Origin of the sequence: Microcoleus sp. FACHB-672, assembly GCF_014695725.1 — a bacterium.
GTDB lineage: Bacteria > Cyanobacteriota > Cyanobacteriia > Cyanobacteriales > Oscillatoriaceae > FACHB-68.
The window spans coordinates 57,723-83,617 of record NZ_JACJOU010000012.1 but is presented as its reverse complement, the minus strand read 5'-3'; the positions used below and the strand labels follow the sequence as shown (position 1 = coordinate 83,617).

The 25,895-nt window shown below is 45.9% G+C and carries 28 protein-coding genes; 10 read left to right on the top strand and 18 right to left on the bottom strand.

The annotated features are described in order from the left end of the window. Positions 1-7 precede the first annotated feature (7 nt). The 4 genes from H6F56_RS07005 to H6F56_RS06990 all read right to left on the bottom strand — a co-directional run bounded on the left by H6F56_RS07005 (position 8) and on the right by H6F56_RS06990 (position 2,911). The gene (locus H6F56_RS07005) at positions 8-196 is read right to left on the bottom strand and encodes a CPXCG motif-containing cysteine-rich protein (protein ID WP_190666215.1); all 189 of its coding nucleotides are present in this window, start codon (positions 194-196) and stop codon (positions 8-10) included. 132 nt (positions 197-328) lie between these two features. Further along, positions 329-835, bottom strand: coding sequence for a hypothetical protein (locus tag H6F56_RS07000; RefSeq protein ID WP_190666213.1), 507 nt, complete (start codon positions 833-835; stop codon positions 329-331). Positions 836-994: 159 nt separating this feature from the next. Continuing rightward, a complete protein-coding gene (locus tag H6F56_RS06995; RefSeq protein WP_190666211.1) occupies positions 995-2,626 on the bottom strand; it encodes a B12-binding domain-containing radical SAM protein in 1,632 nt (543 codons plus the stop codon). Between the two features lie 30 nt (positions 2,627-2,656). Continuing rightward, on the bottom strand, positions 2,657-2,911 hold the full coding sequence (locus tag H6F56_RS06990) for a SemiSWEET transporter (protein WP_190666209.1): 255 nt from the start codon (positions 2,909-2,911) through the stop codon (positions 2,657-2,659). 595 nt (positions 2,912-3,506) lie between these two features. Here H6F56_RS06990 and H6F56_RS06985 point away from each other — a divergent pair. Together H6F56_RS06985 and H6F56_RS06980 are read left to right on the top strand one after the other, a co-directional pair. Then, positions 3,507-3,782: a hypothetical protein gene (locus tag H6F56_RS06985; RefSeq protein ID WP_190666207.1), complete on the top strand. Its 276-nt coding sequence runs from the start codon at positions 3,507-3,509 to the stop codon at positions 3,780-3,782. A gap of 80 nt (positions 3,783-3,862) precedes the next feature. Beyond that, the gene (locus H6F56_RS06980) at positions 3,863-4,189 is read left to right on the top strand and encodes an STAS domain-containing protein (protein WP_190666205.1); all 327 of its coding nucleotides are present in this window, start codon (positions 3,863-3,865) and stop codon (positions 4,187-4,189) included. 60 nt (positions 4,190-4,249) lie between these two features. Here H6F56_RS06980 and H6F56_RS06975 read toward each other — a convergent pair whose 3' ends face one another. Continuing rightward, the gene (locus H6F56_RS06975; protein ID WP_190666203.1) at positions 4,250-5,401 is read right to left on the bottom strand and encodes a PP2C family protein-serine/threonine phosphatase; all 1,152 of its coding nucleotides are present in this window, start codon (positions 5,399-5,401) and stop codon (positions 4,250-4,252) included. Between the two features lie 472 nt (positions 5,402-5,873). Between H6F56_RS06975 and H6F56_RS06970 the strand changes: the two genes are divergently transcribed. Together H6F56_RS06970 and H6F56_RS26780 are read left to right on the top strand one after the other, a co-directional pair. Then, the gene (locus tag H6F56_RS06970) at positions 5,874-6,326 is read left to right on the top strand and encodes an ATP-binding protein (RefSeq protein WP_190666201.1); all 453 of its coding nucleotides are present in this window, start codon (positions 5,874-5,876) and stop codon (positions 6,324-6,326) included. 190 nt (positions 6,327-6,516) lie between these two features. Beyond that, entirely contained in the window at positions 6,517-6,645 is a 129-nt protein-coding gene (locus H6F56_RS26780; protein WP_255513691.1) for a hypothetical protein, read from the top strand. A gap of 124 nt (positions 6,646-6,769) precedes the next feature. Here H6F56_RS26780 and H6F56_RS06965 read toward each other — a convergent pair whose 3' ends face one another. Next, positions 6,770-6,928: a hypothetical protein gene (locus H6F56_RS06965; RefSeq protein ID WP_190666199.1), complete on the bottom strand. Its 159-nt coding sequence runs from the start codon at positions 6,926-6,928 to the stop codon at positions 6,770-6,772. Between the two features lie 181 nt (positions 6,929-7,109). On the opposite strand from H6F56_RS06965, the gene H6F56_RS06960 reads away from it, so the two are divergent. From H6F56_RS06960 to cysE, 3 genes are all read left to right on the top strand, one after another. Beyond that, entirely contained in the window at positions 7,110-7,595 is a 486-nt protein-coding gene (locus H6F56_RS06960) for a hypothetical protein (protein ID WP_190666197.1), read from the top strand. A gap of 127 nt (positions 7,596-7,722) precedes the next feature. After that, positions 7,723-7,875 (top strand): hypothetical protein, encoded by a 153-nt coding sequence (locus tag H6F56_RS06955; RefSeq protein ID WP_190666195.1) that lies wholly within the window; start codon positions 7,723-7,725, stop codon positions 7,873-7,875. A gap of 34 nt (positions 7,876-7,909) precedes the next feature. Next, positions 7,910-8,701: a serine O-acetyltransferase gene (cysE, locus tag H6F56_RS06950; RefSeq protein WP_190666193.1), complete on the top strand. Its 792-nt coding sequence runs from the start codon at positions 7,910-7,912 to the stop codon at positions 8,699-8,701. A gap of 97 nt (positions 8,702-8,798) precedes the next feature. On the opposite strand, the gene H6F56_RS06945 is transcribed toward cysE, so the two are convergent. The 6 genes from H6F56_RS06945 to H6F56_RS06920 all read right to left on the bottom strand — a co-directional run bounded on the left by H6F56_RS06945 (position 8,799) and on the right by H6F56_RS06920 (position 17,154). Continuing rightward, positions 8,799-11,483 (bottom strand): DEAD/DEAH box helicase, encoded by a 2,685-nt coding sequence (locus H6F56_RS06945; RefSeq protein ID WP_323797779.1) that lies wholly within the window; start codon positions 11,481-11,483, stop codon positions 8,799-8,801. Positions 11,484-11,720: 237 nt separating this feature from the next. Continuing rightward, positions 11,721-14,063: a tetratricopeptide repeat protein gene (locus H6F56_RS06940; RefSeq protein ID WP_309236463.1), complete on the bottom strand. Its 2,343-nt coding sequence runs from the start codon at positions 14,061-14,063 to the stop codon at positions 11,721-11,723. 146 nt (positions 14,064-14,209) lie between these two features. Beyond that, entirely contained in the window at positions 14,210-14,650 is a 441-nt protein-coding gene (locus tag H6F56_RS06935; RefSeq protein ID WP_190666191.1) for an NUDIX hydrolase, read from the bottom strand. Between the two features lie 301 nt (positions 14,651-14,951). Next, on the bottom strand, positions 14,952-15,515 hold the full coding sequence (locus tag H6F56_RS06930) for a Uma2 family endonuclease (RefSeq protein WP_190666189.1): 564 nt from the start codon (positions 15,513-15,515) through the stop codon (positions 14,952-14,954). Between the two features lie 177 nt (positions 15,516-15,692). Then, a complete protein-coding gene (locus tag H6F56_RS06925; protein ID WP_190666187.1) occupies positions 15,693-16,145 on the bottom strand; it encodes a DUF3531 family protein in 453 nt (150 codons plus the stop codon). 13 nt (positions 16,146-16,158) lie between these two features. After that, entirely contained in the window at positions 16,159-17,154 is a 996-nt protein-coding gene (locus H6F56_RS06920; protein ID WP_190666186.1) for a Sll0314/Alr1548 family TPR repeat-containing protein, read from the bottom strand. A gap of 420 nt (positions 17,155-17,574) precedes the next feature. On the opposite strand from H6F56_RS06920, the gene H6F56_RS06915 reads away from it, so the two are divergent. Both H6F56_RS06915 and rsmG read left to right on the top strand, forming a co-directional pair. Further along, positions 17,575-18,267, top strand: coding sequence for an ABC transporter ATP-binding protein (locus tag H6F56_RS06915; protein ID WP_190666184.1), 693 nt, complete (start codon positions 17,575-17,577; stop codon positions 18,265-18,267). 102 nt (positions 18,268-18,369) lie between these two features. Then, positions 18,370-19,107 (top strand): 16S rRNA (guanine(527)-N(7))-methyltransferase RsmG, encoded by a 738-nt coding sequence (gene rsmG / locus H6F56_RS06910; protein ID WP_242031898.1) that lies wholly within the window; start codon positions 18,370-18,372, stop codon positions 19,105-19,107. Between the two features lie 124 nt (positions 19,108-19,231). On the opposite strand, the gene H6F56_RS06905 is transcribed toward rsmG, so the two are convergent. The 5 genes from H6F56_RS06905 to rpiA form a co-directional block, all read right to left on the bottom strand. After that, entirely contained in the window at positions 19,232-20,014 is a 783-nt protein-coding gene (locus H6F56_RS06905) for a superoxide dismutase (RefSeq protein WP_190666182.1), read from the bottom strand. A gap of 218 nt (positions 20,015-20,232) precedes the next feature. Next, entirely contained in the window at positions 20,233-20,868 is a 636-nt protein-coding gene (locus H6F56_RS06900) for a hypothetical protein (protein ID WP_190666180.1), read from the bottom strand. Further along, a complete protein-coding gene (locus H6F56_RS06895; protein WP_190666177.1) occupies positions 20,865-21,821 on the bottom strand; it encodes a sialate O-acetylesterase in 957 nt (318 codons plus the stop codon). The genes H6F56_RS06900 and H6F56_RS06895 overlap by 4 nt, the downstream gene beginning before the upstream one ends. 2 nt (positions 21,822-21,823) lie before the next feature. After that, a complete protein-coding gene (locus H6F56_RS06890) occupies positions 21,824-23,005 on the bottom strand; it encodes an aldo/keto reductase (protein ID WP_190666603.1) in 1,182 nt (393 codons plus the stop codon). A 158-nt stretch (positions 23,006-23,163) separates the two neighbouring features. Then, positions 23,164-23,874, bottom strand: coding sequence for a ribose-5-phosphate isomerase RpiA (gene rpiA / locus H6F56_RS06885; protein WP_190666175.1), 711 nt, complete (start codon positions 23,872-23,874; stop codon positions 23,164-23,166). A 176-nt stretch (positions 23,875-24,050) separates the two neighbouring features. Between rpiA and H6F56_RS06880 the strand changes: the two genes are divergently transcribed. Further along, the gene (locus H6F56_RS06880; RefSeq protein WP_190666173.1) at positions 24,051-24,350 is read left to right on the top strand and encodes a DUF3288 family protein; all 300 of its coding nucleotides are present in this window, start codon (positions 24,051-24,053) and stop codon (positions 24,348-24,350) included. 23 nt (positions 24,351-24,373) lie between these two features. Here H6F56_RS06880 and H6F56_RS06875 read toward each other — a convergent pair whose 3' ends face one another. After that, positions 24,374-25,858 (bottom strand): MlaD family protein, encoded by a 1,485-nt coding sequence (locus H6F56_RS06875; protein ID WP_190666170.1) that lies wholly within the window; start codon positions 25,856-25,858, stop codon positions 24,374-24,376. Positions 25,859-25,895: the final 37 nt, after the last annotated feature.

The following is a 25,895-nucleotide window of genomic DNA, read 5'->3' as shown; positions in this document are numbered from 1 at the left end:
CTCTCATTTAGCCTTCAAATTCAGTATCAATTTCAATATCTAAGGTTTCTTCATCCACCCGCACATACAGAATATTAGGCCGGCAGCAGACTTGACAATCCTCAACATAGGACTGCTGGTTGCCGGCACTGAGATCGATGAACGTTAAATTGGGTTCTCCGCAACAGGAACAGATATATTCCGCTGTGTTTTGCATTTTAATTAAGGCTGGAATTCGTTGTGAAATCGGTTAGATAGAGTCGGTGCCGTAATTATATAGCGTTGTTTTTACCGCCGACCCGCTAGGTTACCGGCGGCTCTACTGTATCATTTAAACCATTAGAATTTGTTAAATTCCCGAACTCAGCACTTTTTCTCTGCCAATAATCCGGCTATTTTCAGTAATAATTAACTCTTGCGAATCGATTGTATAGGTGACCTCCCCATTAACCGCAACATAAGTGTCATTCTCAGAACTTACCAGCGGCAGAATAATATTACTACTCTGCTCCGCACCTTTTTCCATACCCACGTAAGTCAAACTGTCAGAATTCTGATCTTCGCAAATAAATACCCGGTAATAAGTTGTCTCAAAGCGGCGGAAAATTCTGCCTTCAAGTCCACAAATTGCACGGTCTTGAGCCACTAAAATGGGTTTGACACTGGGTGAAATTTCTGAGACTGCCGGTTCAAAATGGGTGATTTCTCCCGCGCTGTCAAGCAGCTGATTAACACCGGCACTGCTCGTTAACTCAGTAGCCTCGACCGAGGAAGTCAATAACAAAAACGTGCCGATTCCTAACAGAGCAATATTTAAGCTTGGTTTGACATTCAATACAGCTTTAACAAATGCCATAAGAGTCCTTCCAGCTAGAAGTCTTGGTGTGGAGTGCCACTGATGGTTTAAATCCATCAGCCGTTTGATAGCATCCACTCTAACCTTGACATTTCTAGTTTTCCAGATTCCTCATGATTATTTTAAAGTTGCCCAAATTCTCAGGAATTTTACGCAACTTCAACTTGCTTGCTCAACCTCCTTAAAATAAGCAGTTGCATCAGCTAAATGCTTTTGCAGGGTTGCCACCGGCAGCGGCCCTTGCAAGTGACTCCAGGGTAAAACTCGCTCTAATTCCCAGTTAGTATGAACGTAAAAATCCATTTCAGGCAACTTGCCCCGCAACTCCTTAAATGCTCGTCGGTAACTGCCTAAAGAATCGCCATAGTGTCGCACCAATTCTAATAAATCAGAGAGTCGGCGATCCCCTCTTGATATTAGTGCTTGAATGACTGACCAATTGTAACTTTCAGGTCTAAAATCAAGACCGTGGGATCGCAACTGCTTTTCCAGCGACTTCAGCCGCTTTTCTGCTTGAGAATTGACCCCAAACCATTGAAACGGAGTGTGAGCTTTGGGTACAAACGTACTGCATCCCAAGGTTAAACGCAAACCCGGAGCGGCTTTTTTTAGAGAGCGCATCATTGCCACAGTCTCTTCTAAATCCTCTGGTTCCTCACCGGGAAGGCCAACCATGCCGTAAAGTTTTAATCCCGTCAATCCGCCGGCTTTGGCATTTACCGCAGCTTGAATAATCTCCTCATTATTCAGCTTCTTGTTAATAATTTTGCGAAGTCTCTCAGACCCACTTTCAATGGCAATTGTCAGGGACTTTGTGCCGCGATTTCCCAGAATTTTTGCTAAGTTTTCTGTAACTGTATTTGTCCGCACTGAAGCAATGCTGAGACGCACATCATCAAACTTGGGCTGACTCAAATAATCGAGCAAGCTGTCAAATTCTGGATGTTGGGTAACAGATGCGCCCAGCAAACCCAGTCGATTTGTTACTTCCAAACCTCGCTCAATTGCGGGAATCAAAGAAGCTTCCATACTGGCTGTTCTAAACGGCAAAGTTAGATAACTTGCTAAACAAAACCGGCACATTTCCGGACAGCTACGAACCACTTCCACCATGTAAATATTTTCCCACGCGGCCTTTTCCGTCACCACCGGCGATGCAGACAGAACATTACCCCGGTACGTCTGCTTAGCCACGGTGGCGGGAATGTCAGGAAATGCCGGCTCAATTGACTGAATCGGGCCATCTGGGCTGATATATTTCACCTCATAGAGGCTGGGTACATAAACCCCCGGTACTTGCGCTAAATGCCGCAGTTGAGTTTGCCTGCCGGCATTACGGACTTGTTTGTAAGCATCAATAAAATCCCCCAGCAAGTTTTCCCCATCCCCCAGCAAAATTACATCGAAGAAGCCGGCGAAGGGTTCTGGGTTAGCGGTTAAAACCGGACCCCCACCAAACACCAAGGGATGAGCATCCGTGCGATCAGCAGCACGAATGGGAATCTCTAGCGATTCTAACAAGCTTAAAATATTCACATAGTCCAGTTCCCATGAAATCGAAAATCCCAATAATTCTGGGGATGCCGGCAGCGGTTCATGGGTATCGGTAAACAGCCGGCTCACCCACACATCTGATCGCATGGCCAGATTTGCCCACACGATTTGATAGCCGAGGCTGGTGATGCCAACGCTGTACTCGTTTGGGAAGGCAAAAATCGTGGGTATCGCCCCAGTATCAGGGGTTGCAGGCGTAAATAAAAGCCGTTCAGCAGAAAATACAGAGGCAGTCACAGGCAGGGTTAGCGTCAGCAAAAAAGGATCTTATTCATATTTAATTTTAAGCGATAGAATTATCAGGTTAAAAACCAAAGTCAGCAGGTTGGCAATAATCACCGGCCCGGACTGAATATAAATGCCGTACACCAGCCACAAAAATACGCCTATACAAAAAGTGATGAGCATTTCTAAAGAAACATCTTTGGCTGATTTTGATTGCCAAGTTTTAATAAGCTGAGGCAAAAAAGCAACGGTTGTTAATGTCGCTGCGGCAAATCCTAAAATTTCAATAAAATTCATGAGTTATTTTTTATGAATTGACTTTAAGTTTTAAATTTTTATTATAAATGAAAATAAAAAAAGAACAATTTTCATAAGATAAAACAACTAAATCAATAAATGAAATAATGTCAAAAAAATTGATAGTTTTAGCACAGAATAATTTTAATAACAAAAAAATATTTACTTCTTTTTAAAATTTCTAGTTTCCCCTAGATAAACAGTCAGGAAGCGCAAGTTGCGCTCAACAACCGGCTCATCAGCTTATGCCGATCCCGCCCTAAATTGCTCACAGGTTATCATAACTTTATCTATTAAAAGAAGACTTGGAGGCAGAAATAAGAGAAGGGGATCATTTAAACGCCGAGCCGGCCGGCTTTCCCAGTGACGCTGATCATCTGGCGCACATGATGGCTCGAAAGTTAATATCCATCTGGCGTTGCCGGCGCTGAGATAGCCACATCAACGAGGGAAGCTCTCAAGGGCAGCTAACTAGGTGTTTGCGGCCTCTAGGGTAAGGTTTGGCAATTCAGGAGCAAATTAGCCATAACGGCTGATTTCCGGGATGTCATGGCCTGTTTACGGGTGTGTCACTTACAGTTGGACGGGATAAACAGTGACCAAGTTTTTCCGGGCTATCCCTCAAAACAAAGACTGCGGTTGCTGGAATGGGGGTTGGCAGCTGAAAAATTCGACTCCAATCGTGATGCCGGCGGCAAAGCAACAAAACCCTATCCTCAAGACTGGGCGGCGTTTAGCCCGATCTGGAAAGCCGAGTGAGGGTTACTGGTTCTTAGCCGGCGATCCTTTGACACAGCCTCGCTGTAGGCTATACCTAGGAAGCAGTGGGTTGCTATCATTCAGCACGGTAGCCGAAACCCGATTATCCTGAAGCAGGCAGTCTATTTAGCGGCAGCCTGGGACAGACTAACCCCATTCACTTTTGCAGACCTACTCACTCAGCCCAAATCTATGAGTCCTGTTGTTAAAGTTGTGCAACCCTCTGGCCTTTTAGACGGTACGAAGGCTTCTCTCGTGCGGCAAGAAATTGATGAAATTGTCGCCAATGGCGCAGATGTTGTGTTAATCGATCTGCAAGATGTAACGTTTATTGATAGTTCGGGTTTGGGTGCTTTGGTATCAGCACTCAAAGCTGTGCGTGCCGCCGGCGGTAAGCTGTTTATCTGCTCGATCAACGCTCAAGTCAGAATGTTATTTGAGCTAACAAGCATGGATCGAGTTTTTCAGATATTTTCTAATCGAGATGAGTTCAATAAATCAGTGAGTTCTGCCAATTAATAACAGAGTTTTTGTGCGGCTCACTTAACTAAAAGAGCCAACTTGAATGGTATCCGACAATCACCCGAAGATGATTTGCAACAAAGACAAATCATCTTCAAAGCTGTCTTTTCCATTTAATGTGCGAATGTCGTCTAGCAGATGGTCTAAATTAGCCGTTTGTTTCTGCCGGTAATAGATGACGCGCTTGATAAAATCGTCTAGTCCCCAAAGTGTTCCATCAGGCAGATTAATTTCGTAAATGCCATCACTAAAAACATAGAGGGAACTCAATGCCTTGATCTCACATGAATCGTCAGCATATTCAGCTTCAGGAAACATCCCGATAGGCAATCCCGGCGTCTTTAACTTTTTAACCAAAGTGTTGCCGGCATTTGTACCCGATACCAACACTGCCGGCGGGTGGCCGGCGCTTGCATAAACCAGCCGGCGCTTGACTCGGTGATAAACGCCATACCAGATTGTAAAGTATTTATCAACGTAGTGTTGCCGCTGATAATTCATCTGGAAAGACTGATTTAAAGCTTTCAAGACTTCCTTAGGTTGATGAAAATTGGTGTTGGGCAAGGAACGCGAACGCAACAAATTCAGCATCGAAACTGATAGCAGTGCTGCCCCCACCCCATGCCCGGATACATCTAGCAAATAAATCGCTAAATGATCTGCATCGAGCCAATAGTAGTCAAAACAATCGCCTCCCAATTGTTTGGAGGGAATAAACCGCCACTCAATCGTCGCGGGTTTACTGGTTACGGGAGACGGGACGAGTGAGCGTACATACTCAGCCGCATCAGCTAATTCTGCCTCCAAAATCTGTTTTGAGGAGTGCAATTCCTGATTGAGCTGATGTATTCTCAAACCGGCTCGCACTCTGGCATTTAGCTCATCGATCTCAATGGGTTTAGAGAGAAATTCATCTGCGCCGGTGTCCAGCCCAATCACCCGATCCTCTATGTCTCCACGCGCCGTCAGCAGTAAGAAAAATGTTGTTGACAAATCTGGATTGGCTTTAACCCACTGGCAGACTTGCAACCCATCCATGTGGGGCATCATCCAGTCACTGATAATTAATGCAGGACGCAACCGCTGCGCCTGCTCAATTCCTTCTTTGCCATCCTTGGCGACTGTGACTTGATAACCCTGCTTTTGCAGGGCTTTTGTCAGTACCAGCCGAATCGTAGGATCGTCATCAATCACTAGAATTTGAGTCATAAGTATAAAGCACCTACGACGAGCTGCTTAGAAGTCGATGAGAGAGCTAAGATATCAGAAATCAAAAGGACGTTTAGTTGATATAGTTAACCAAAAGTCTCTAAACTGAAAAAAGCAGTGGGACAACAGTCATTTAACTTCCTCTCCAGCTTAACCTTGGCTGCTAGAAGTGTTAAATTTTATCACGAAAACTGCCGACATCGCTTGATCCCTCAATTATCCAGTCTGCGGCCAGTCGCCATGCCGGTGATTGTCTTGGGAAATAATCATTGCTTCTTGCATATAAAATCATGTCTGACCCCCTCAAATTTAATTTTGATTAATTCACTTTTTTGTTTATATAAGTTATAAAACTAAATTATTTGAGAACGCGATTTTTAGTTAAACAAAACAGCAGATTAACCTCTAATTTTTATGGTAAATCTATAGAGATATGCGTTAAATTGTGACATGAAGATGTGGCAGCAATGTTATGAACTTAAATGATTTGAGCGACTGGCAAGCCATTCACAAAGCGGAAATTCAGGTGAGTTCCGATCTGGGCGACCTCTCCCAAGTTTTATCATGGTTCGACCAATTTAACCATCCCCCAGTTCCTAAATATATTTGGATGCAGTGCCAGTTAGCAATAGCTGAGGGATTTACAAACGCTGTTCGTCACGCCCACAGAGATAAACCGCCAGAAACTCCGATAGAAATTGAGGTCGCCATTTTCCCAGAACGCTTAGAAATTCGGATATGGGATCGGGGACAGCCTTTCGATCTCAAAGGAAGCGTCACAGATATGCCGGCGCAAGTAGATGAGGAGGCTGTGGGCGGTCGGGGCTTGAAACTTTTAGATCGAATAGCCGATGGTCTGAGCTATACACAAACTGATGATCGGCGCAACTGTTTATTAATTGTGAAATATTACCCTCAAGCTTGAAAATTGAAACGCTGGAGAAAGCAGGTTAAGAGAAGAAAGGAAAAATTAGCTTAAGGTCGTGAGGTTTTTATTTTTAAAAGCCGATTCTTGTCTGTATTTTGGGTAAAATTGTTATTAATTAAGTCGAAAAAAAGAATTTTAAAATAAGCGAAAAAGTTGCGCTTATTAGTTTAATTAAATACGTCAGGGAATGAATTTAGCTGATTGCAGATTAGGAACGGCTTTGGTAAAAATGATGGCGGTTCTGGCCGGCAGCAACGACAGCAAAACAGACTCAGACTCCAACCCGGACAATCAAAAATTAACGGCTTCCTGTTAAAGCATGATTAAATCAGCTTTGCGATCGCATCAAACCGTTTAATTAAGACAAGTATGTACTGTTCTTAACAGAACCTGCTGCCGCAAGCAGCCGGCGAGGGCTTCCAGAAATTTGTACAATTGTTTCACTCACCAAAATACCAGGAAAACACGATCAAACTCACGGTGAGAAACAGCCATAGTGGCACCTTAACCAATTCTATGGCTCCTAGAGGCAAAGCCACCAAAGCTTCAACCCCAACCCAACCGACAATTACCAGAAAAACCAAGATTACTGCAGGCATCGTCTCTCCCTGACCAAGGCGTTGTTGAAACTGGATGGAGTGGATGTGGCAGAAACAAAATTGTCACTCCTGTCTCTATTAAACTCGTCCTCCACAGTTACAACTAGAGTAGCTTCATCTGTATTTTGCGCTTCGTGAATATAGAAAGTAAACGCCCCGAATGTGTAGGAGGATAGTTGCGATGTTAAGACGCACCAAACTGCGGTTCAAATACGGTTGTTTACTGGCTGGAATGACAGCACTAAGCGCCTTACCGGCTTTAGCGGAGACGGCGGTTTTTGGGACTTTGACCCTTTCCCCCGGCTTTAAACCCTCAGAGGGAGTTGTATCAGGTTATACCAGTGGCTCAACCTCTTTGCCGGCCATTGTGGCTAACCAAGATCGTCGAGGTAACAAATGTTTGGGGTTTGCTGACAATGCGCCCGATTATAAAATGGTGTTGGAAAAAGACTTTCCTCAGTTGGCCATTCAAGTTGACAGTGGGGGTAAAGATACAACCTTAGCTATCAAGGGGCGAGACGGGACTATTCGCTGTGCTGATGATACGGGCAAGAATAAGGATGCCAGTATTCAAGATGCGGATTGGAAAGCCGGCGAATATGAAGTTTGGGTGGGTTCGATAGAAGCGGGTTCCCGATGGAACTATAAGCTTACGGTGCAGCAGTAACTCAAGACAGATGCATTGCAATGCCGGCAAAGGGGTCAAAAGGCAACCGTATATTGGATACTTGAACATCCAATTCTGGGGGCTAGTCGGCTTGCTCCGTTAAATTCCGCATTTTATAGATTCCTCGATGTGTACCCCTGTCCCTACAGCCCAGATTTTTGCTGATTGTCCGCAAGTCCTGATATTTAAGTCAGAAAATTTAACTGAAAATCAAGACGCGCCAGCACCGGCATCTAAACTTTGGCAGAGGGGCACCGGCAACAACGGCGATAATATATAAGGTGGTATGTTTTGCCAAAAGTGGATAACATCTCGTGCTAAATACTCTTGCTGCCGACTTCCGCATCATTTTTGAGCGTGACCCAGCTGCACGTAACTGGTTAGAAGTTTTGTTTTGCTACCCTGGTTTGCAAGCGTTGGTGTTTTACCGGCTGGCTCACTGGTTGCACATCCTGAAAATTCCCTTCATCCCTCGCCTGATTTCTCACTTGGCGCGGTTTTTCACCGGCATCGAAATTCATCCCGGCGCAAAGATCGGCAAGGGGATTTTTATTGACCACGGCATGGGAGTTGTGATCGGGGAAACTGCCATTGTCGGAGATTACGCCCTCATCTACCAGGGTGTAACCCTCGGAGGCACCGGCAAAGAAAGTGGCAAGCGTCACCCCACCTTAGGGGAATGTGTGGTTGTGGGTGCGGGTGCCAAAGTTCTGGGCAATCTCCAGATTGGGAATAATGTCCGCATCGGTGCCGGTTCTGTCGTACTGCGAGATGTCCCTTCCGATTGCACCGTGGTGGGCATTCCCGGTAGAATCGTTTACCGCTCTGGGGTTCGGGTTAATCCGCTGGAACATGGCCAGCTACCGGATTCTGAGGCAAACGTGATTCGTGCCTTGCTCAATAGAATTGAAGCACTCGAAGAACAAGTTCAAAACCTACACAGCCAAAAATCTACAGCGAATGCTAATTTGCCGGCAGACAGTTCTGCCGTCAGAACGCCGGTTTTAGTCGGCGCTTCCACTAGGGGACACGCACCTGATGCTGCTCCAAATTGCCGGCTTAGGGATAAGGAAATTCAGCAGTTCCTCGACGGTGCAGGAATTTAGCAATCTATGCCACATCTTTTCCATCCATTCAAGGCGTAAAGTCTAAGATTACGCCTTGAATGGAAATTCAGCTTAGCAATAAACACCATTTCCCCAATTAATCAAGCGCTTCATTGACCGGGAAGCGATCAATTAACCGCATGGCGCGATAAGCATTGCGCTTCAGCGTTTCTGAGATGTGGGGGACATGAGGCACCTGAGAGAGAAAATCCAGGGTGCGGCGGAGAATCCGTACAACATCCCCTTCATCTAAACTGGTGTTCTCGCACAGTTCTGGCCATTCTACCTCCATCGCCCACTGCTCCACCAAGGCAATTAAATCAAGTTCTAACCAGATAGGCAGCGCTACACGATAGCGACGCTGCAATTGGAACAGCGCTCGCCGGATGCTTCGCAAGCCGCCTAAAGCTTCCTCCACCTCAGTCGAGAGATCGTAATTTGCCCAGGTGCCCGGTCGAGAAACCTCCGTTACTAAGGCAGCACAGGCAGCCGCGAGGTGATGGGGGTCAAGTTCATCCAATTCCCCAGACATCAGAACCAGCCCCAGCCAGAGTTCGTTATCGCCGCGAATGGCTGCAGCGGCTTCCCCTAAGAAGGTTGGTTTGTAGGGCTGAGCCGGCGGTTCTCCTTCCAAGCCGCCAAAATGCACCAAAATGTCGATCAGGTCGAGAAACTCTTCCCAGTGACGCTGGGATTGTTTATGGAGATGGCCTTTGTATTTTTCAATTTCTGCTGCCAGGTTTGTTGCCCGCCGCTGACGCTTCAGTAAGGCTGCCGGTTCACCCCACTGATGGATCGGGTGAGATGCTATTTGCTCTTGCACCGCGATGACCCGTTGCATCTGTTCCACAACTTCTGGGGCTTCCTCCGCCACCGACGGTTCTGGAATCTGCTGTGCGACAATCGCAGTGGCTTCTGTGCCTTGGCGGGAAGCACCGGGTTTGAGAGATAGTTCCACCGGCGGCCCTTCCAGCCGATCTACCCCTTGCACTCTGGGCAACTCTGGATGCAAACCCACCACATCGCTCATCGTCACCACATACCAGCGATTATCCCGCCCCAGGCAAACTAAGTACGGAACTTGGCCAGAACCGGCCACTCGCGTGACTAATACCGCGCTGAGCGGCTCACTATAGCGCACGTGTTTGCCTTTCAGCCTGAGAATCGTCCCTGGCATTGTATAGGGCAAGGCCACAAATATCTCACTCGCTGAGACTTGCGTTGCTTGTTCTTGCAACGTTTTGAACAGTTGCCGCTCGACTTTGAGCCGTTCGTGCAATTTTTCATACCGAGATAGCACATTCGGGTCAATCGATTCCAGCTGGGATTGCACTTGATCTAATTCTTTCTGCAAAACTGCGATTTCTTCCTGTTGAGGTCGCAGAGACAGATTTGCCAGATATTGGCCGAAACTGCGTTCCACCAATTCCTTCGCTTCCTCTAGGGAATGGGTTTGCAGCAAATTCAACACCATGCCATAGCTGGGGGCAAACTGACTCACCAAGGGATCCGCACCGGCAGTGGCGAGATAAGCTGCTTCCTTCGCCCCTTCAAACGGCGTCTGCACGGTGACGACGTGGCCCAATTCATCCATGCCCCGACGACCGGCACGCCCTGCCATTTGTAGAAATTCCGAGGCTTTCAGTAATCTGTGGCCGTCGTCTGTGCGCTTGGAAAGGCTGGAAATCACGGTTGTGCGAGCCGGCATATTAATCCCAGCCGCCAGGGTTTCTGTTGCGAATACAACTTTAATCAGACCTTCTTGAAATAGTTCTTCAACTAAACCTTTCCAAGCCGGTAAAATTCCGGCGTGGTGGGCGGCAATTCCGCGATACAAGGGTTCCACTTGGCCGGCACGACCGGCATCTGGGTTACGGGCCAAAAAGTCATCAATTCGCAGTTTTAGCTGTTGGGTTTCTCGTTTGCTCACAAGGCTGAGTTCCGCACAGTCGGCAACTGCTTTATCGCATCCCCGACGACTGAAGATAAAGTAAATCGCCGGCAACATATCCCGCTGCTGTAGAATCGACAGCAGAAACGGCATACTCGGCGCTTCGGGCCGACCTCCTTTCGGTTTGCCACCTTTGGGTTTGAGGCGGGGACTAATTTTCTTGCCGGTGTTATCCAGCAGGGGAAATAGCCCTTTCGGCATACAGTAGTGAAAATCTAGGGGAACGGGGCGAAAGTCCGAGTAAATGAGATCCGTCGGGCCATGTACTTGCGCGATCCAATCGGTAAGTTGACTGCTGTTGGCCACGGTTGCAGAGAGGGCGACCAGCTGGATTTCGCGGGGGCAGTAGATGATAGACTCTTCCCAGACCGTGCCGCGTTGCCGGTCGTTCATGTAGTGACACTCATCAAGCACCACCGTTTCTACACCGATTAAAGAAGTTCCGACTTCTCCAATGCGGGTGCCGTAGAGCATATTGCGGAAAATTTCCGTGGTCATCACCAAGATCGGGGCATCTCGATTGACGGAGACATCGCCGGTGACTAGCCCAACTCGATCCGCACCAAATTGTTCGCGGAAATCTCGTAGTTTTTGGTTTGACAGAGCCTTTAATGGTGTGGTATAGAAGACCCGGCGTCCGCTAGCCAGAGCGCGGTAGATGGCATATTCTCCAATTAAAGTTTTCCCGGAGCCGGTGGGGGCGCACACAACCACGGATCGATCGGCATTCAGGGCGGCGATCGCATCCATCTGAAACTGATCTAGGTCAAATGGAAACAGCGTTCTTAAGTCTAGTTCTTGCTCTTTGAGGTTTTGGGGCACGGTAGGCACAACTATAAATTAAAGTTTCTGCTGGGACTGTCTAAAATGTTGTTGCGATAAACACTTAAATCTACTTTCTTTGATTGTAGACTGTGGACAACAATCCCCCCGTCTGCTGCGCCGCTATTTTATTTTGACTCTGGCTGCCGGTGGCTTCACAAGGTTCCCTTAGCGAATGCTCATCTTATGGGAACCCCTTATAAATCATCGAATTTCTCTGCGACTTAGCACTCAGCACTCCCCCTCTTACAACCGGCGCATGATTTCGGGTAACAATTGACCCGGAATCTTTGATAGGACTGTGTTTTGTGCTTGAAATCCGCCTTCTGCGTAGAAAGCGCGAATGGTTTGCACCACGAAACTCATGGCGGTTTGATAAAAATCTGGTTGCTGCTGCCATCCCTGCAAGGCTTGCAAATGGTGGTGCAGTGCGGTGTCTAAATGAGCAGATCGGCTGGCTTTATCCATTGGCACTTGCTGATCTGTGGCAATTTGATAGTGAGCTAAACCCAGATTGTTATGGGTGGAAAAAATATCGAAACTCAACGTTTTTAGGGGTTTAGTGCCGGCAGCCAGTTGTTGTGCCACATTTAAGGCGGCTTCGTAGGCAGAGATGGCGTGCTGCAAGAACTCAAAACGCTCTACCGGCTTGTTTTTGGCTTGATTTGCTAAATGCCAGTAGGCAGTGCCTAAGTTATTTTGCGTGGCGGCGCAGGCGGCGGGCATTGCGTCTGCGGTACGATAACCCAAGGCAATTTGGTAGGCGCTGATGGCGAGTAAGAGATAGTCTTCCGGTTGTTCGTACTGTGCCAAATTCCAATACGCTGTGCCCAAGTTATTTTGAATCATGGCATAGTCGAGGGGCTGCCGGTCTGGGCTGTAGTAACGCAGGGCTTCGTTATAGGCTGAAATTGCTTGCTTGAGGTTGGGAATTGGCTGTTGGTGTTGCGCTAAATTCCAGTAGGCGGTGCCCAAGTTATTTAGGGTTGAGGCATACTGTGCCGGCGTTCCCGTATTGGGGTTGTCCACTTCCCATCGGCGATATCTCAGGGCTTCTTGATAGGCTAAAACCGATTGATGCAGGTTTTCTGCCGGCTCTCGATAACGCGCCAAATCTCCGTAAACGGCTCCCAAATTATTCTGAATCATCGCATAAGATTGGGGCTGGGTTTGCGGGTTGATATTCATCAGCGCTGCGTGATACGCGTGAATTCCCAACTCTAAATAAGGCAATTTTTGCTCTGCCGGCATCACATAGCGCGATAGCATCCAGTAGAGGTTGCCCAAATCATTTAAAATATCCGGAACTTGAGGAGAGGCGGCATCCTGAAATTCCAGCATTTGCTCATAAGCGCGAATGGCAATCGTCAGGTTTTGCTGTGTGGCGTCTCCCTGTTCGATGCGCGTGCGGTAAATGTCTCCGAGGGATTGATAGGCGCTTGCAAGGGCGGCTTGTGCCTGGGGTTGGCGGTGTAATTGCTCGATTGTTTGCAAGCTTTGGATCGGCGGGGAATGCTTCAGTTCCCCATCCCAACCGGCTTCTTGGGTGGCACTAGCTAAGACTAAATCCACCAATTCAGCAACTGTTTTCGATTCTTGTTTAAGCCGGCTGAAGTCTGAAGGTTGAAGTTTAAAGCCTAAACTTTGGGTTATTAGTTGTTTTTTGTCGGGTGAGTGGGGAGGGGGAGGAGATAACAGTGGTTCGTGTATCTTTGGATTGGCGGAATCTATCGCCCCGACTGAATGATTGAGTTCTAACTCATCTTCAAGGTGGGTGTTGCCAAAATCAGCCGGATCGAGGATGAAGTGTGAGTGATCAATCGGAGTCTGCGCCGTTTGACTGCTCTCTTGCGGCTGTGGTTGTCTGCGGGGGGGTCGTTGCCGATCAGGTTGGCTAGGGGGTTGTGCCTTTAGGTTAGCCGACAGAGTGGCTTTTTTCTTCGAGGCTGCGCGATTCTGAGGTGTGCCTTGGTGGTTGTCGGAGGGGGTTGCCGGCTTGGGATCGCCTTCAAATTCAAAGACGCCGGTGCGCCAACTCCAAAATTCTGGTGCAGACTCTTGGATGGAACGCAACCAAGGGCGGGGCACCCAAAGCAACAGGTTAGACTCTAAGGTGGGCAGGGTGCGCTCAATATCGCGCAGATAGCTAAGAAATGACCACTGTAATGCCGGCTGCTGGCGTGTTAAGCGTTCTACGCCTAGAACTTGAAAGCCTGGTGAGGTGCCGGTGTTGTGAAGGGCTGGATGCTGGGCGAACCACTGAACGATTTGAGCGATAGGATTAGGGTGGCGCAAGTTCAGCCGCAAGCTAACTATTCCCGGAAGGTTCGATTTTTCTAGTAGGGGTTCTGGGGTTTCTTCAGTTTGTTCCTCTGGCAGTGGATAGCCGAGTTCCGCCTGTAAATGAGCTGCGAGGAGATCGCGCAGAGGCAGATCGTCACATACTCCCACAAAAATTTGCCGGCGCAGATCCAGACTCAACGCGAGTTTCATGCGTTGATAAGTTTGCCGGTTTAAGCCTGAAATTTTTGGGGCAGCAATTTTTGTCACAGGTTTGCTATTGAGGAGAGGGCGGTTAGGAAGTTGCACCTATGATCGCCTTGAATAGGGAAATCCATTCGCTGTGTCTAGCTTTACAGCAAATAGGGGCTAAGTTCAGGATATGCGGGTTGCCGGCTATGAGTTAAAAAGAATTGAGGAGATTTAAGGGTTATTTATAAAATAACCCAATTTTTTCAAAGCTGCGCTGATAAATAGTCAAAAAACGCTTTAGGAACTAGCCGTAACTCTCCAGATTTACAGCGTTCAATATCTACCCAAAGCGCTGTTTTTTGCCGTTCACCTTCGGCAAAGGTGAATTGCTCTAGCTCATAAAATTTGCGATCAACAAAGTCACACTGATAAAGCTGAATCAATTCGTGTCCGGGGTTTCCGTTGAATACAAAGAGGTTTTCTAGACAACCTAAATAATGAATATTCGTTAATTCCGCTTGAATTTCCTCTTGAAATTCCCGTTCTAAGGCTTGCCGGCTGGTTTCGCCAAAGTCAACGCCTCCCCCCATTGCCCGATAAAACGTTTGTTGTTTAACCGGATCGTAACCTTCTGATAAGAAGATGCGATCACCATCTCGAATTAGCCCTAGGGCTAGCACCCGAATTTCACCTTGTCTGTACATCGTTGTCAGTGGTTTTTAGAGAGAATTTAAGAAATTGTGGCAAAGCTCGACAGTTTCTGAGAGTAAGTTGGTAGCCGATTTCTAACAACTGTTGAGCCTGCCGATTCAAAATACTGAGAACAGTATACAGCTCATTGCCTGAATTGCGAATATCGAAAGATTTAGTAGAGGGGCGTATTTTGTTTAGTCAGTTTAATAAACAGGAAATTTCTGCCATTTGTCAGAATTCCTTACGTCAGTTTATGAGAATTAGGGTTAGCTAACATATAAGCGATTATATGTGCTAGTCTCACCTCCAATTTCAGGCTAGCAGCTCATCTACGGCAATACTAAAACCTTGCAAAACCGTTTGAGTGCTAACGGTTGTCCCAGAAGTAAAAACAATCTGCCGATTTTGTGTCACGACAATAATCCATTTATTCTCAGGAAAAATAAGCCAGACTTCTTCACCCCCAGATTGTAAATACTCTTGAGATTTAGCAATAATTTCTTCAGCAAAGTCTGTTGAAGAAACAATTTCAGCACATAACGGAAAACTCTGAGGTAAAGCAGCCGCTTCACCAAATTGAGCCAGCAATTCTGAAGTGAGATAAGCAACATCAGGTTTTCTACCTTGTCGGTTGGTTCGGCAGGGTGCTTCTGTATAAACTTCTCCTCCTTGTCCACTGGATTCTTTATAATTTCTCCAGTAAGCAGCTAATTTTGCTTGAATTCGACTGTGTTTGAGTGTCATGCCGGCTTTTTCCACTAATTCCCCATTCACCCATTCCATGTTTTCAGGTGGGTTTTGCATCCATTCCTCTAGCGAAATTTTGTTAGATTCGCCGGCTTGAATATTGGATGATTGAACTGCTGCAATTACCATTCCAGATAGCCTCCTTGTTGTGCTTTTTGGGCCAGCAGCTCAGTTAGCCACCCTCACCCGCAAATTCTCACTATTCAAAGCTTAAACCAAATTAAAAATAGGGACGTGATGTGTCGCCCCTACTTTTGCAAAATTTCACCGTTCCAGTCTATCGATTACATTCCTTGCAATCTTTCATCAATTATCGCCGGCAAAGTCAGCTTGGCTGCGACTTCTATCAACCGGCCAGTCAGGATTTTCGCCGCCAATAATCAATTTTTCAATCGTGACATACTCTTTGCTAAATTGATTGAAGGTGCTGATCAGTACATCCAGGGCGAGTGCGTCACTGGTGCCCAAATCAAACCAGCAACGCGCCCAAGTTCCTTGATAGTCAACTTCTGCCATATTGTGCATGAGTGCCATCATGCTGTTATCCGCTGTGTCAGTGTCATAGTCCATATAGCTGAGATCGATGCCGGCTTCCTGCACCTGAAGATTTTCAGCGTTGAAGCCTCCTAGTTTTCCTATAAAAAACCAGGAACTGAACACTTCTTCGACATACTGCTTTTCTACATTGCTTGGAACTGTAGTGAATTCCAACCAAATCCACAAATCAAATGGGTCAAATTCTCGAAACTGTACTTCCATTGTTATTAACGATTTATTCGAGTCGCGGTAATTCGCTTGGACCCCAATTACCCTTGGCTTCTCTTATTTTATCTCGCACTGCGTCACAATTCCAAGTTTTATTTTCTAGGCGCTTTTCATTTTTGCAATGTTCGTAAAATATTTGCTGAACCAGACTTTTTGGAAGCTGCTCGGGTTTTGCTAAAGCGGTCTGAAAATGTTGTTTTGCTTCTTTGTTATTCTTCAAATTGACCAAGATTTGAGCTTTTAGATAGTGAGCTTCGGGATTGTTGGGTGTCTCAGCAACGGAACGATTAACCGATTCTAATGCCTTATCATATTGTTTCATATTCCGGCGTCCAACTGCAATACCGCGATCAGCTAAATAGCGCGGGCCTGCATAGTTTTCTAAACGAGAAATGGCGTCATCCGGATTGGAAAAAGGTAGCGTTGTCGCTAGCATCAGATCCATATATCCTTTAAGCAAGTTGACTTCTGGATCTTGAGGGGCAATTTTTTCCGCAGCATCCAGATGTTGAAAGACTTGCCGCAATTTTGCTAAGGCTTGGGGACTACCTTTAACCGTCCCTTCTTTACTGAGGATATAAGCGCCTTCCAAAAAATGCCCGACTGCTATATAAAGATTGCCCCGCAATGGATTACTTACCTTCAAACTTTCGGCAACTTCACGAGTTTTGCTTCCATAAGAATTTAAACCGTTTAAATCTCCTTCTGTATAAGCTAAGGATGCTTTCATCGCATAAAGCAGTGGCTCATTTGGCTCACTCGATAGCGCTTGTTCGAGTTGACTGCTTGCTGTTTTATAGTTACCTTCCTCAAACAGAGATTTGAAAGCGGCTTCTGTCTTCTCTCCGATTGCTTGAGAATTTGTCGTTCGGAAAGGATCTTGAGCGAGAAGTGCGTTCGCACATAAACTAAATGCAAGGGCAGTGCTGCCGGCAATCTTCCAAAAACTTTGAGCTGTTAGGGCGTTCATTATCCGCACGGGTGGGAGAAATTGTCTGATCATGTTTGACTTCTTTTGAAAGCAGGAGTTGTAGATTTTAGAGGTTACATTTTAGATTGAAACTAAAATTAAAAATCCAAAATGCCGGGAGGTGTTGACGCAGTGACCACTTTCATGTTCCAGTTGTCGTCGAAGTACGGCGTGGGGTTTTTTTTCACCGGCTGTGCTGAGTTGGCCGAAAAGAATAGCCGTGTGACGCTCTCTGCTGGATCTATCGGCATCCAGTGTGTGTGATCGCGTAAAAAAGGGCACACTGGAATTATCAGGCCAATTGTATTTTTCACCCTCGCTTTCATTTTGCTATAATTGTGCATCTTTTAATAACGCTGAAAATGAATAAATACTTTGGTTGTGTCAATCTAAAATCTAAAATCTAAAATTTAAAAAGGTATTAACCGCTCACCCTGTTACGGTAAAGTCTGAATGCTCTATCTGAGAAACTTGGTTTATCATCCACCGGCCAGTCCCACTGCCATCCTCAAATCCGTTAATTTAGAACTTGCACCCCAACAGTTGGGGCTGGTGATTGGGCCGAGTGGTTCTGGCAAAAGTACATTACTGGAAATTTTGGCCGGTCTTGCTGAACCGACCAGTGGCAAGGTGTGCTGGCGCGAGCGGGAACTCAATGCCGAGAACCTGCAACAATTGGGAGGGCTGGTTTTTCAGTTTCCAGAACGGCATTTTTGTGGCAGCACAATTTTACAGGAATTACGCCTGGGACACCCAGAGTTAGGGTCAGAACAGGTTAAAGAAGCTTTGGCAGAGGTGGGTTTGGGGCATTTGCCGCTAAACACTTCGCCCAATTCTTTAAGCGGAGGACAGCAGCGCCGCCTTGCTTTGGCCGTGCAGCTGATTCGTCAACCTCATTTGCTGATGTTAGATGAACCCACAGCCGGCTTAGATTGGTCGATGCGCCGGCAGTTGGTAAATTTGCTGGCAAAACTTAAAACTCACTGGAGTTTGCTGGTTGTGACTCACGATGCCGGTGATTTGTTGAGCATCGCAGATCGCTGCTGGACACTCAACCACGGCGAAGTGCAAGCGGTGGAACCTGGTAAACTTGTCAAGCAGGAATTGTCTGCTGTGAGTGCTGAGGGGCTGGGCGCTAGGGAATAGGAACACAGAATCAGCACTCAGCACTTAGGTGAAGAGAGGAGAGAGTCGGAAGTGGCGGATTAATCCTCCTGATAACTAATAGGTAAAAAGTAACAGTTAATTATGGGTGAAATGACGCCGGCAGTGCTGCCAGAAATGACCTCATTGTGGCAGGAAACACTTTTTTGGCAGCCAGATAGCGACCAGCAAATGCAGTTTCAGCGCCTTTACGAATTGATTTTGGAGGGAAACCGTCAGTTCAATTTAACGCGCATTACGGAACCAGAAGATTTTTGGGAAAAGCACCTATGGGATTCTTTGCGGGGAGTGCTGCCGGCCTTAAAAGAAGACGGAAACGTTAATTCATCTTTTAAAGTTATTGATATTGGCAGCGGCGCAGGTTTTCCGGGGCTGCCGGTGGCAATTACTAAGCCTGACTGGACGGTAACATTGCTCGATGGCACCAGCAAAAAAATCGCCTTTCTCAATACCCTCATTGATGATTTAAAGCTACAAAACACCACTGCTTTAATCGGCAGAGCCGAAGAAATTCGCAAACAAAAGCAGCACCGGCAGCAATACGATCTTGCTTTAATTAGAGCCGTTGGTTCAGCCTCCGCTTGTGCTGAATATGCCCTGCCGTTGCTGAAAACTCAAGGTCAAGCAATCCTCTATCGGGGTCACTGGACAGATGAGGAGACAGAAGCTTTAACAGCGGCTGTCGAGATGTTAGGCGGCGCGATTGAGTCGATTGAGGGTTTTACAACGCCCCTGACTCAGGGGGTGCGTCACTGCATTTACTTGCGGAAAGTATCAGCAACATCGGTAGAAATTCCCCGTCCTACTGGGGTGCCGGTTTAGCCATCCCTGGAGAAGATACAAGTTAGAATTAGCAGATTATAAATTAGGGAAATTCTGAATTTTGAACAATTAATTCTTCATTAAAATTTCAAGTCAAAATTCAAAATAATTTCCCCTTTGCTTTTTAAGCAGTTGCTTTTGCTAAGCGTTGGTTGATTTCGTCCCAGTTGATCACATTCCACCACGCATCGAGATAATCGGCGCGACGGTTTTGGTATTTTAGATAATAGGCGTGTTCCCAAACATCGTTACCCATAATCGGGTACAAACCTTGCATTAAAGGGCTATCTTGGTTAGGTGTATTAATGACTTGAAGTTTGCCATCACCCGAGCGGACAAGCCACGCCCAACCACTGCCGAATTGTTTACTCCCGGCTTCGTTGAATTGTTTTTTAAACGCTTCAAAGCTGCCGAAGTTCTGTTTAATAGCATTTGCGATTGCGCCGGTAGGTTCGCCGCCACCATTGGGTTTCATGATTTTCCAAAACATACTGTGGTTTAAATGACCGCCGCCATTATTACGAATGATTGTGCGAATATCTTCTGGAACGCTATTAAGATCACGCACCATTTCTTCAACGCTTTTACTTTTTAATTCAGGGTGTTTATCAAGCGCGGTGTTGAGGTTTTTAACGTAAGCAGCATGATGTTTATCGTGATGGAACTCCATTGTTTTTGCGTCAATATGTGGCTCTAATGCTTTGTAGTCGTAAGGTAAAGGCGGCAGTTCGATCACCGTTGTGTTCTGAGCAATGGTTGCAGCGCTCTTTGGCTGGGTTTGTGTGCCGGCAGTAACATTCTGTGATGAGGTGGCGGCATTTTGCCCAGACGCACCGCAAGCACCGGCTGTGATTGCGCCAATACTCGCTCCCACTAAAAACAAAAAATTCCGACGCTTCAAGCTCATAAGATGTACCACTTACTACAAATTGGTAAATTAGATTCGATCCTGTTATTAGCGTAAAGCGTGTAATGCCGGCATCTATCAAGGGGATAATTGTAATTAATTTGCTCAATCGTCTATAATTGAGGGCTTGAATAACTCACTTAACGAATTTCTAGATTTTTTCTTCAAACCTTTGGCAAAAGTTAACAAGCACAATCCCCTCTTACACCCCCATTCACTCATTCTATCAATTCAATCTCTGTGTAGCGAGCATTGAAAGCTTGCATAATCTCTCGATAACAAACCGCCCAAAAATATAGAGCGATATTAAGTTCACTGAATAATTTAAGGACTCCTTCTAGTAGGACAAAAACTTCATAATTGCTCAAATGTAGTGAATCTACTAGGATGCCGGTGAATAATAAACCGATGCCGATGAGGAGCAGTCTGTAGGGGGTTGATTGAATTTTTTCTTTAAATGTGAATCCATAGATGCCGGCAAGCAGGACGTAAACTAAAACGGTTAAAAGTTTAGGAATACCTAATCGAAAAAGAAAAATGTGAACTCTAAAAATTGTATTAAAAAGAAAGCCGGCGGTTATAATCGCTGAAACAAGAATAAATGAATTTTCTTTTCGCCGTGATGCAATTAAGTTAAGGATTGTAAAAGTAAAGGCGCAAACAATGGGGGGAACAGTACACAGCAGTTGAAATATATGGGTTAATATCCCCATCTGAAAATCTACTGGAGAGAAAGGGGTAGAAAATAAAGAGCCAACTGAAAACCCCAAAATTTGAGCTAAAGCAATTGAAATAAAAATAACTAAAAAAAATAAAATGTTAATCCATAGAACCAGCCGAAAGTATGATTTCATAGTTTAATCGCTTGTGGAGCAGAGAGGGATTGATTGAAGCGATCATTTTTGGTTAATTGCCAAAATGCGTCAGCGAATCTTTTACCAATAATTTCATAGCTTTTCGTGGTGTAGTGAACAGAATCCTTTAAGGGTAAATCGTCCGTAACAATCATGGCGGCTGAGGGTAATTTTACAGCTTTTTGCTGTTCTTGCACCGGCTTCCAATTTACAAATACGCTAGGGGCTTTATTGCTGCCAATTTGGGCAAAGACAACTGGCAAATTTGGCCGCCCTAAATCTTGACGAAAATTATTGGCAAAAGCAGAGAATTTATTTGCCCATTGATGAGGAAAAAGAAGCCTTTTTGAACGTTCTTTGGGTTTGAGTGCATCGGCTTCTCCCTGAAAGAAAAGCATTCCGGCAATTTCTCCTTTGCTAGAGGCAGCAACTGAGCGTTTTAAACAGGAACCGTAGAGGGTTTTATTGCTCAAGTTTCTTTCCCATTCTGCAATCGCACTTCCCCCTTTGGCGCAGGGAATCAACCCAATAATTAAATTGGGATTGTGTTTTAATAATGTTGTAGCAAATGACATTCCGGGGCTAAAACCGGCATCCAAATCCTGAGACACTCTATCAACTTGTCCTCTAGCATTATCAATAGGTTCAGCAGCAAGATGCCATTCGTAATCGTTGCCAAAGAGAAAAATTCTAGGATTCTCAGATAAAGTGGTAGGTAAAAGCGTACCTCTGCCTGACATATTAGATTGGCCGGCTAAAATAAATAAATATAGTTTGCCTTGAAATTCTGGAGGAATTATACTTTCAATAAGGGCTGGACTTTGGGGGATATTGCTGCTAATTGATAGCGCCACCTTTTGCTCTGGCTCATATCTGTGTAACAGGAAGCTGAGACATAAGCCGGCAGCCAAGAGAATCAAGAGTTTGGCAGTGAAAATAGAGAATTTTTTCATGCTTACTGCTGAGATAATCGCCCCACGGGTTCTCCCCCCAACAGGCGATGAGCATCTGCCAATAATTCAGGAATTTTATCAGCGTGGGGACTGCTTGACAAACACCGGCGCAAATCTAGCTGCTGCACCTGATCTGCCTTGTTTCCGGGAAACCAATGACTAGCATTACCGAGCAGGTTATAACGCATCTTAGCGTAATCGATCATGTCATAGGCGAGTGCTAAATTCCTCAGCCATAAAATTACCGGAATATTCATTCCTTCAGGCGTTTCTTCAGGTGCCGGCAGCCCAATATGCCAACTGTGTACCCAATCTTCCCCAAAACTGGCAATCGCTGCTTTTTCCAAGCGTTCTAAAATCGGTGGTAAAATTTCAGCAGCTTTATCCAATAGTGGCAAGGTTTTCAAATGTTCATCAAAATCTGTTGGGCGTGCAGCACCCAAACTGAGGGTATGCACTTGGGGATGATTCAAACAAAACAAATTGTTAAACACCATTGGGCTGAGAGGCGCACACAATTCTACTAATTTTTTTGGCGGGTTGTAGAGCATTCCTCCTTTATCTGAAGGGCTGATAATAAACACGCCCATATCGTGCCGGCTAGCCGCTTCAATTGCCGGTAAATTTATTTGATTAATGTAATACCAGTGCAGATTAACGTAATCAAATCGATCAGTTTCAATTACCTTAGTAATAATATCCGTTGGACCATGAGTTGAAAAGCCAATAAACCGCACTTTGCCTTCCTTTTGCAGTTCCTGTGCCACATCCAAACAGCCGCCAGCGCGACTGCTGTAGTCCAGTAATTCTAAAGTATTGATGCCATGCAACCCCAGTAAATCAATATAATCTAGCCGCAAATTAGCCAGTGATTGCTCAACAGTTTTCCGAAATTCTTTTGGATCGGCAGATGGGAAAACTTTTGTCTGTATAATTAAGCGGTCACGCTGTAGTGCCGGCAACATTTGTCCCAATTGAATCTCCGAACTGCCGTAGCCTCGTGCTGTTTCAATGTGAGTTATCCCCACATCTAAAGCACGACGAATCGTGGCTTCTAAATTTTTCTGATTGTCAGATGGAATTTCGTCTGCCGGCACATCTTGCCACTTGTACTGATATCTCATTCCCCCGCAGGAAAACACTGGCATCTGCAATTCTGTGCGTCCAAATCGTCGGTATTGCATTATCTGATTTATCACAACTCTTGCTTACAGCTCAAATTAAATGCGTATTAGCCTACTAACATCAGTAAAACGTCATATCAACCCAATTAAATAGAATAAAAGGCAAAAATTAAAAAAACCTTTGCCTTTTATTTGTAAATAATTAATCTTGTTGGCTCTTACGAAATCTCCCGAACAACCGGCTCACCATCTTTAATTTCCCCAACCAGGATTAAATTGGCAACACCCACAAACAAGCCATTTTCCAACACACCGGGAATGTTATTCAGTGTCTTTTCCAAGCCGGCTGGGTCATCAATCGAGTCAAACTTGACATCAATCACCATATTGCCTTGATCCGTGATCACCGGCCCAGCTTTTTTGACTCCCATCCGCAACTCTGGTTTGCCGCCCAACTTTTCAATTGCCCGCATCACCGGCGAGATTGCCATTGGAATCACTTCCACCGGCAGCAAAAACGTTGAACCCAGCCGATCTACCAATTTCGTGCTATCCACTACCACGATAAATTGCTCAGCCAGCGCGTCTACAATTTTCTCGCGAGTGTGCGCCGCACCGCCCCCTTTAATTAAATTTTTATTCGGATCGACTTCGTCGGCCCCATCTATCGCAACATCAATGTGATCAACATCATCTAAAGTTGTCAAAGGAATCCCGTATTGCTTCGCCAGCACTTCTGCTTGAAAAGAGGTTGGGACGCCCTTAATGTCCTTTAAATCGCCAGATTTCAGCCGTTCCCCCAGATATTGAAGGGCATACGCCGTCGTTGAGCCGGTGCCCAGCCCCACAATTGTGCCAGATTGCACGCGGTCTGCAGCGGCTTTGCCGACTTGCTGTTTCATGATCTTGGCGGCGTCTGCTGTACTCATAACAAAAACTCCTCTCAACAATGATGGCAGCGGAAATGGTAAAAACAGTAGTGAGCGAGTGTCCTATGCGTCACGCGCTTAGTTAATCCTACTGGAATGACTACCTCAGGGGAATGCCGGCAGCGCCCCATCCAACTCAGCATCCCGCGACTTGAGTTTCGGCAGCAAAAACGAATATGGCTTCAACACCCGCAAATCAAGAACAGCTACACCCCCAAGCGCGAGGAGATCGCGAAATTGTTAACAGCCTTCTCACTGAAGAGCAAACTGATTACAACTTCGCTGAACTAGCGCGGCTATTAATTCGATATCGGGGATTTCCCGGTGCAAAAGATATTCAGGCAGATTTAGAAAAAGTTCTTCAAAAGTGGCAGTTGACAGAACAGCAACTTTATGAAAAAACTAGGCAAATTCATGATGCCGGTGAAGTTTACAAAGGTCGGGGCAAAAAAGGAGATCAAGACGATTGGAGTTAACAACCTCTTGAGTCTTAAGTGCATTAAGGGATAGCTTCGCGTTCCACCGGCTCTGTTGCCACACTTCCATTGACAGAAGGCCGGCCCCAGGCACCAAACTGCTTTTGAGGCACAGGCGTGTCTTTAGCAGTCGTTGGGCTAAATCTTTCCATTTGCTTCTTCAAGGCCATATTTGCTGTTGCCGATACAGACATTTCCGCTGCAACAGCTAGGGGTACTAAATTTTGGGCTATCTGAGTTTGCTCCTGCAACTGCTCCGTTGAAGACACCAAACCACTTAACCCATTCACCAGCCTTTTAACATTCGTGCGAAAAGACGGATCGCCGGTTAATTCATCTAAATCCGCCGTAATTTTTTGAGCGTTTTGAAAAGTCGAACGCGCCGAATCCAGTGTTTGTTGAAGCAAAACTATATTGGTTGGATCGGAAAGCTCCCGTAGACTTGCTGAAGCCTGAGCCGCATTTGCAGAGGCAGTCTCCAAATTGCTAATAAATTGCCCCTCAGACAAACTTCGCAATCTCACCGAAGCTTGCAGCGCATTCGCCGACAGAGTTTCTAAATTGCTGAGAAATTGCCCCCGCTGAGCCTGATTGACCAAAGGGCCGAGGCTTGTTACACTGCCTCGAAGTTCTGTACTGGCGTTGCTGATATTTTCTAAAGATGAAAGTAAAGTAGAGCGGTTGTTCACGACAAGATCATTAAGGTTTGTCGCCAGCTGGTTCAGCTGATTTGCACTGGCGCTCACTTGGTTCGCCGTCCCGCTAAATTGATTAGCCGTTGCACCAACTTGATTCGTCAAAACACCAACTTGATTCGCCATCCGATCTACTGAAGATCCGATTTGATTCGCTGTTTGACGAAATGTATCCGTCGTGCCCGATACAGTTTTGAGTTCTTGGCGAACTGATTGACTCAAAGTTGAAAGCTCTTGAGTTAACTGAGTCACCCCCTGTGTCGCAGCCGCCGTATTTTTAACCACTGAGTTAAGGTTTTCCATGAAAATTGGATTGCTAAAGCGGTTAGTGAAATCGACAGTAGAGCGGATCAGTTCATTAAAGCTGACACCAACCGCACCTTGTAAACGCGATTTGTGACAAATAATCAGGTTTGGGTTGCAATTGCGTTCGAGAGGCTTGGCGACATTCGCCCCAACGGTTACCGGCGGCTTGGGAGTGATATCAATGGAGGTTTCTCCGATAAAACTCGACTGATTAGTTTCAATCACAACATCACGCGGCATCACTAAATCAGCCGATGCAATTTCAATCGTGACAGCCACTCCTTTCGGGCCGGCGTTAATCTCAGTGATTTGGCCAACAGCTACGCCGCGATACCGAACCTGTGCCCCTGCTTCCATGCCGCCGGCATCAATGAAATCAACGACAAACTGATAAGTTTTTTCACCCAGCGTTAGTCCTGCCAACCAGAGAAGGAGAACGCCAAAGCCTCCTATTCCAAGCAGGAGCAACAAACCAACTGAGCCTTCTCTAATTGTTCGCGAGCGCATATTCCTTCCTCGGTAATGTTTTGGAGTGAGATTTGAT

Excerpts from the sequence above, each read along its gene's own strand:
- H6F56_RS07005 (WP_190666215.1), bottom strand. The coding sequence starts at position 196 with ATGCAAAACACAGCGGAATATATCTGTTCCTGTTGCGGAGAACCCAAT.
- H6F56_RS07000 (WP_190666213.1), bottom strand. The coding sequence starts at position 835 with ATGGCATTTGTTAAAGCTGTATTGAATGTCAAACCAAGCTTAAATATT.
- H6F56_RS06990 (WP_190666209.1), bottom strand. The coding sequence starts at position 2,911 with ATGAATTTTATTGAAATTTTAGGATTTGCCGCAGCGACATTAACAACC.
- H6F56_RS06980 (WP_190666205.1), top strand. The coding sequence starts at position 3,863 with ATGAGTCCTGTTGTTAAAGTTGTGCAACCCTCTGGCCTTTTAGACGGT.
- H6F56_RS06975 (WP_190666203.1), bottom strand. The coding sequence starts at position 5,401 with ATGACTCAAATTCTAGTGATTGATGACGATCCTACGATTCGGCTGGTA.
- H6F56_RS06970 (WP_190666201.1), top strand. The coding sequence starts at position 5,874 with ATGAACTTAAATGATTTGAGCGACTGGCAAGCCATTCACAAAGCGGAA.
- H6F56_RS26780 (WP_255513691.1), top strand. The coding sequence starts at position 6,517 with ATGAATTTAGCTGATTGCAGATTAGGAACGGCTTTGGTAAAAATGATG.
- H6F56_RS06965 (WP_190666199.1), bottom strand. The coding sequence starts at position 6,928 with ATGCCTGCAGTAATCTTGGTTTTTCTGGTAATTGTCGGTTGGGTTGGG.
- H6F56_RS06960 (WP_190666197.1), top strand. The coding sequence starts at position 7,110 with ATGTTAAGACGCACCAAACTGCGGTTCAAATACGGTTGTTTACTGGCT.
- H6F56_RS06955 (WP_190666195.1), top strand. The coding sequence starts at position 7,723 with ATGTGTACCCCTGTCCCTACAGCCCAGATTTTTGCTGATTGTCCGCAA.
- H6F56_RS06935 (WP_190666191.1), bottom strand. The coding sequence starts at position 14,650 with ATGTACAGACAAGGTGAAATTCGGGTGCTAGCCCTAGGGCTAATTCGA.
- H6F56_RS06930 (WP_190666189.1), bottom strand. The coding sequence starts at position 15,515 with ATGGTAATTGCAGCAGTTCAATCATCCAATATTCAAGCCGGCGAATCT.
- H6F56_RS06925 (WP_190666187.1), bottom strand. The coding sequence starts at position 16,145 with ATGGAAGTACAGTTTCGAGAATTTGACCCATTTGATTTGTGGATTTGG.
- H6F56_RS06920 (WP_190666186.1), bottom strand. The coding sequence starts at position 17,154 with ATGATCAGACAATTTCTCCCACCCGTGCGGATAATGAACGCCCTAACA.
- H6F56_RS06915 (WP_190666184.1), top strand. The coding sequence starts at position 17,575 with ATGCTCTATCTGAGAAACTTGGTTTATCATCCACCGGCCAGTCCCACT.
- rsmG (WP_242031898.1), top strand. The coding sequence starts at position 18,370 with ATGGGTGAAATGACGCCGGCAGTGCTGCCAGAAATGACCTCATTGTGG.
- H6F56_RS06905 (WP_190666182.1), bottom strand. The coding sequence starts at position 20,014 with ATGAGCTTGAAGCGTCGGAATTTTTTGTTTTTAGTGGGAGCGAGTATT.
- H6F56_RS06900 (WP_190666180.1), bottom strand. The coding sequence starts at position 20,868 with ATGAAATCATACTTTCGGCTGGTTCTATGGATTAACATTTTATTTTTT.
- H6F56_RS06895 (WP_190666177.1), bottom strand. The coding sequence starts at position 21,821 with ATGAAAAAATTCTCTATTTTCACTGCCAAACTCTTGATTCTCTTGGCT.
- H6F56_RS06890 (WP_190666603.1), bottom strand. The coding sequence starts at position 23,005 with ATGCAATACCGACGATTTGGACGCACAGAATTGCAGATGCCAGTGTTT.
- rpiA (WP_190666175.1), bottom strand. The coding sequence starts at position 23,874 with ATGAGTACAGCAGACGCCGCCAAGATCATGAAACAGCAAGTCGGCAAA.
- H6F56_RS06880 (WP_190666173.1), top strand. The coding sequence starts at position 24,051 with ATGGCTTCAACACCCGCAAATCAAGAACAGCTACACCCCCAAGCGCGA.
- H6F56_RS06875 (WP_190666170.1), bottom strand. The coding sequence starts at position 25,858 with ATGCGCTCGCGAACAATTAGAGAAGGCTCAGTTGGTTTGTTGCTCCTG.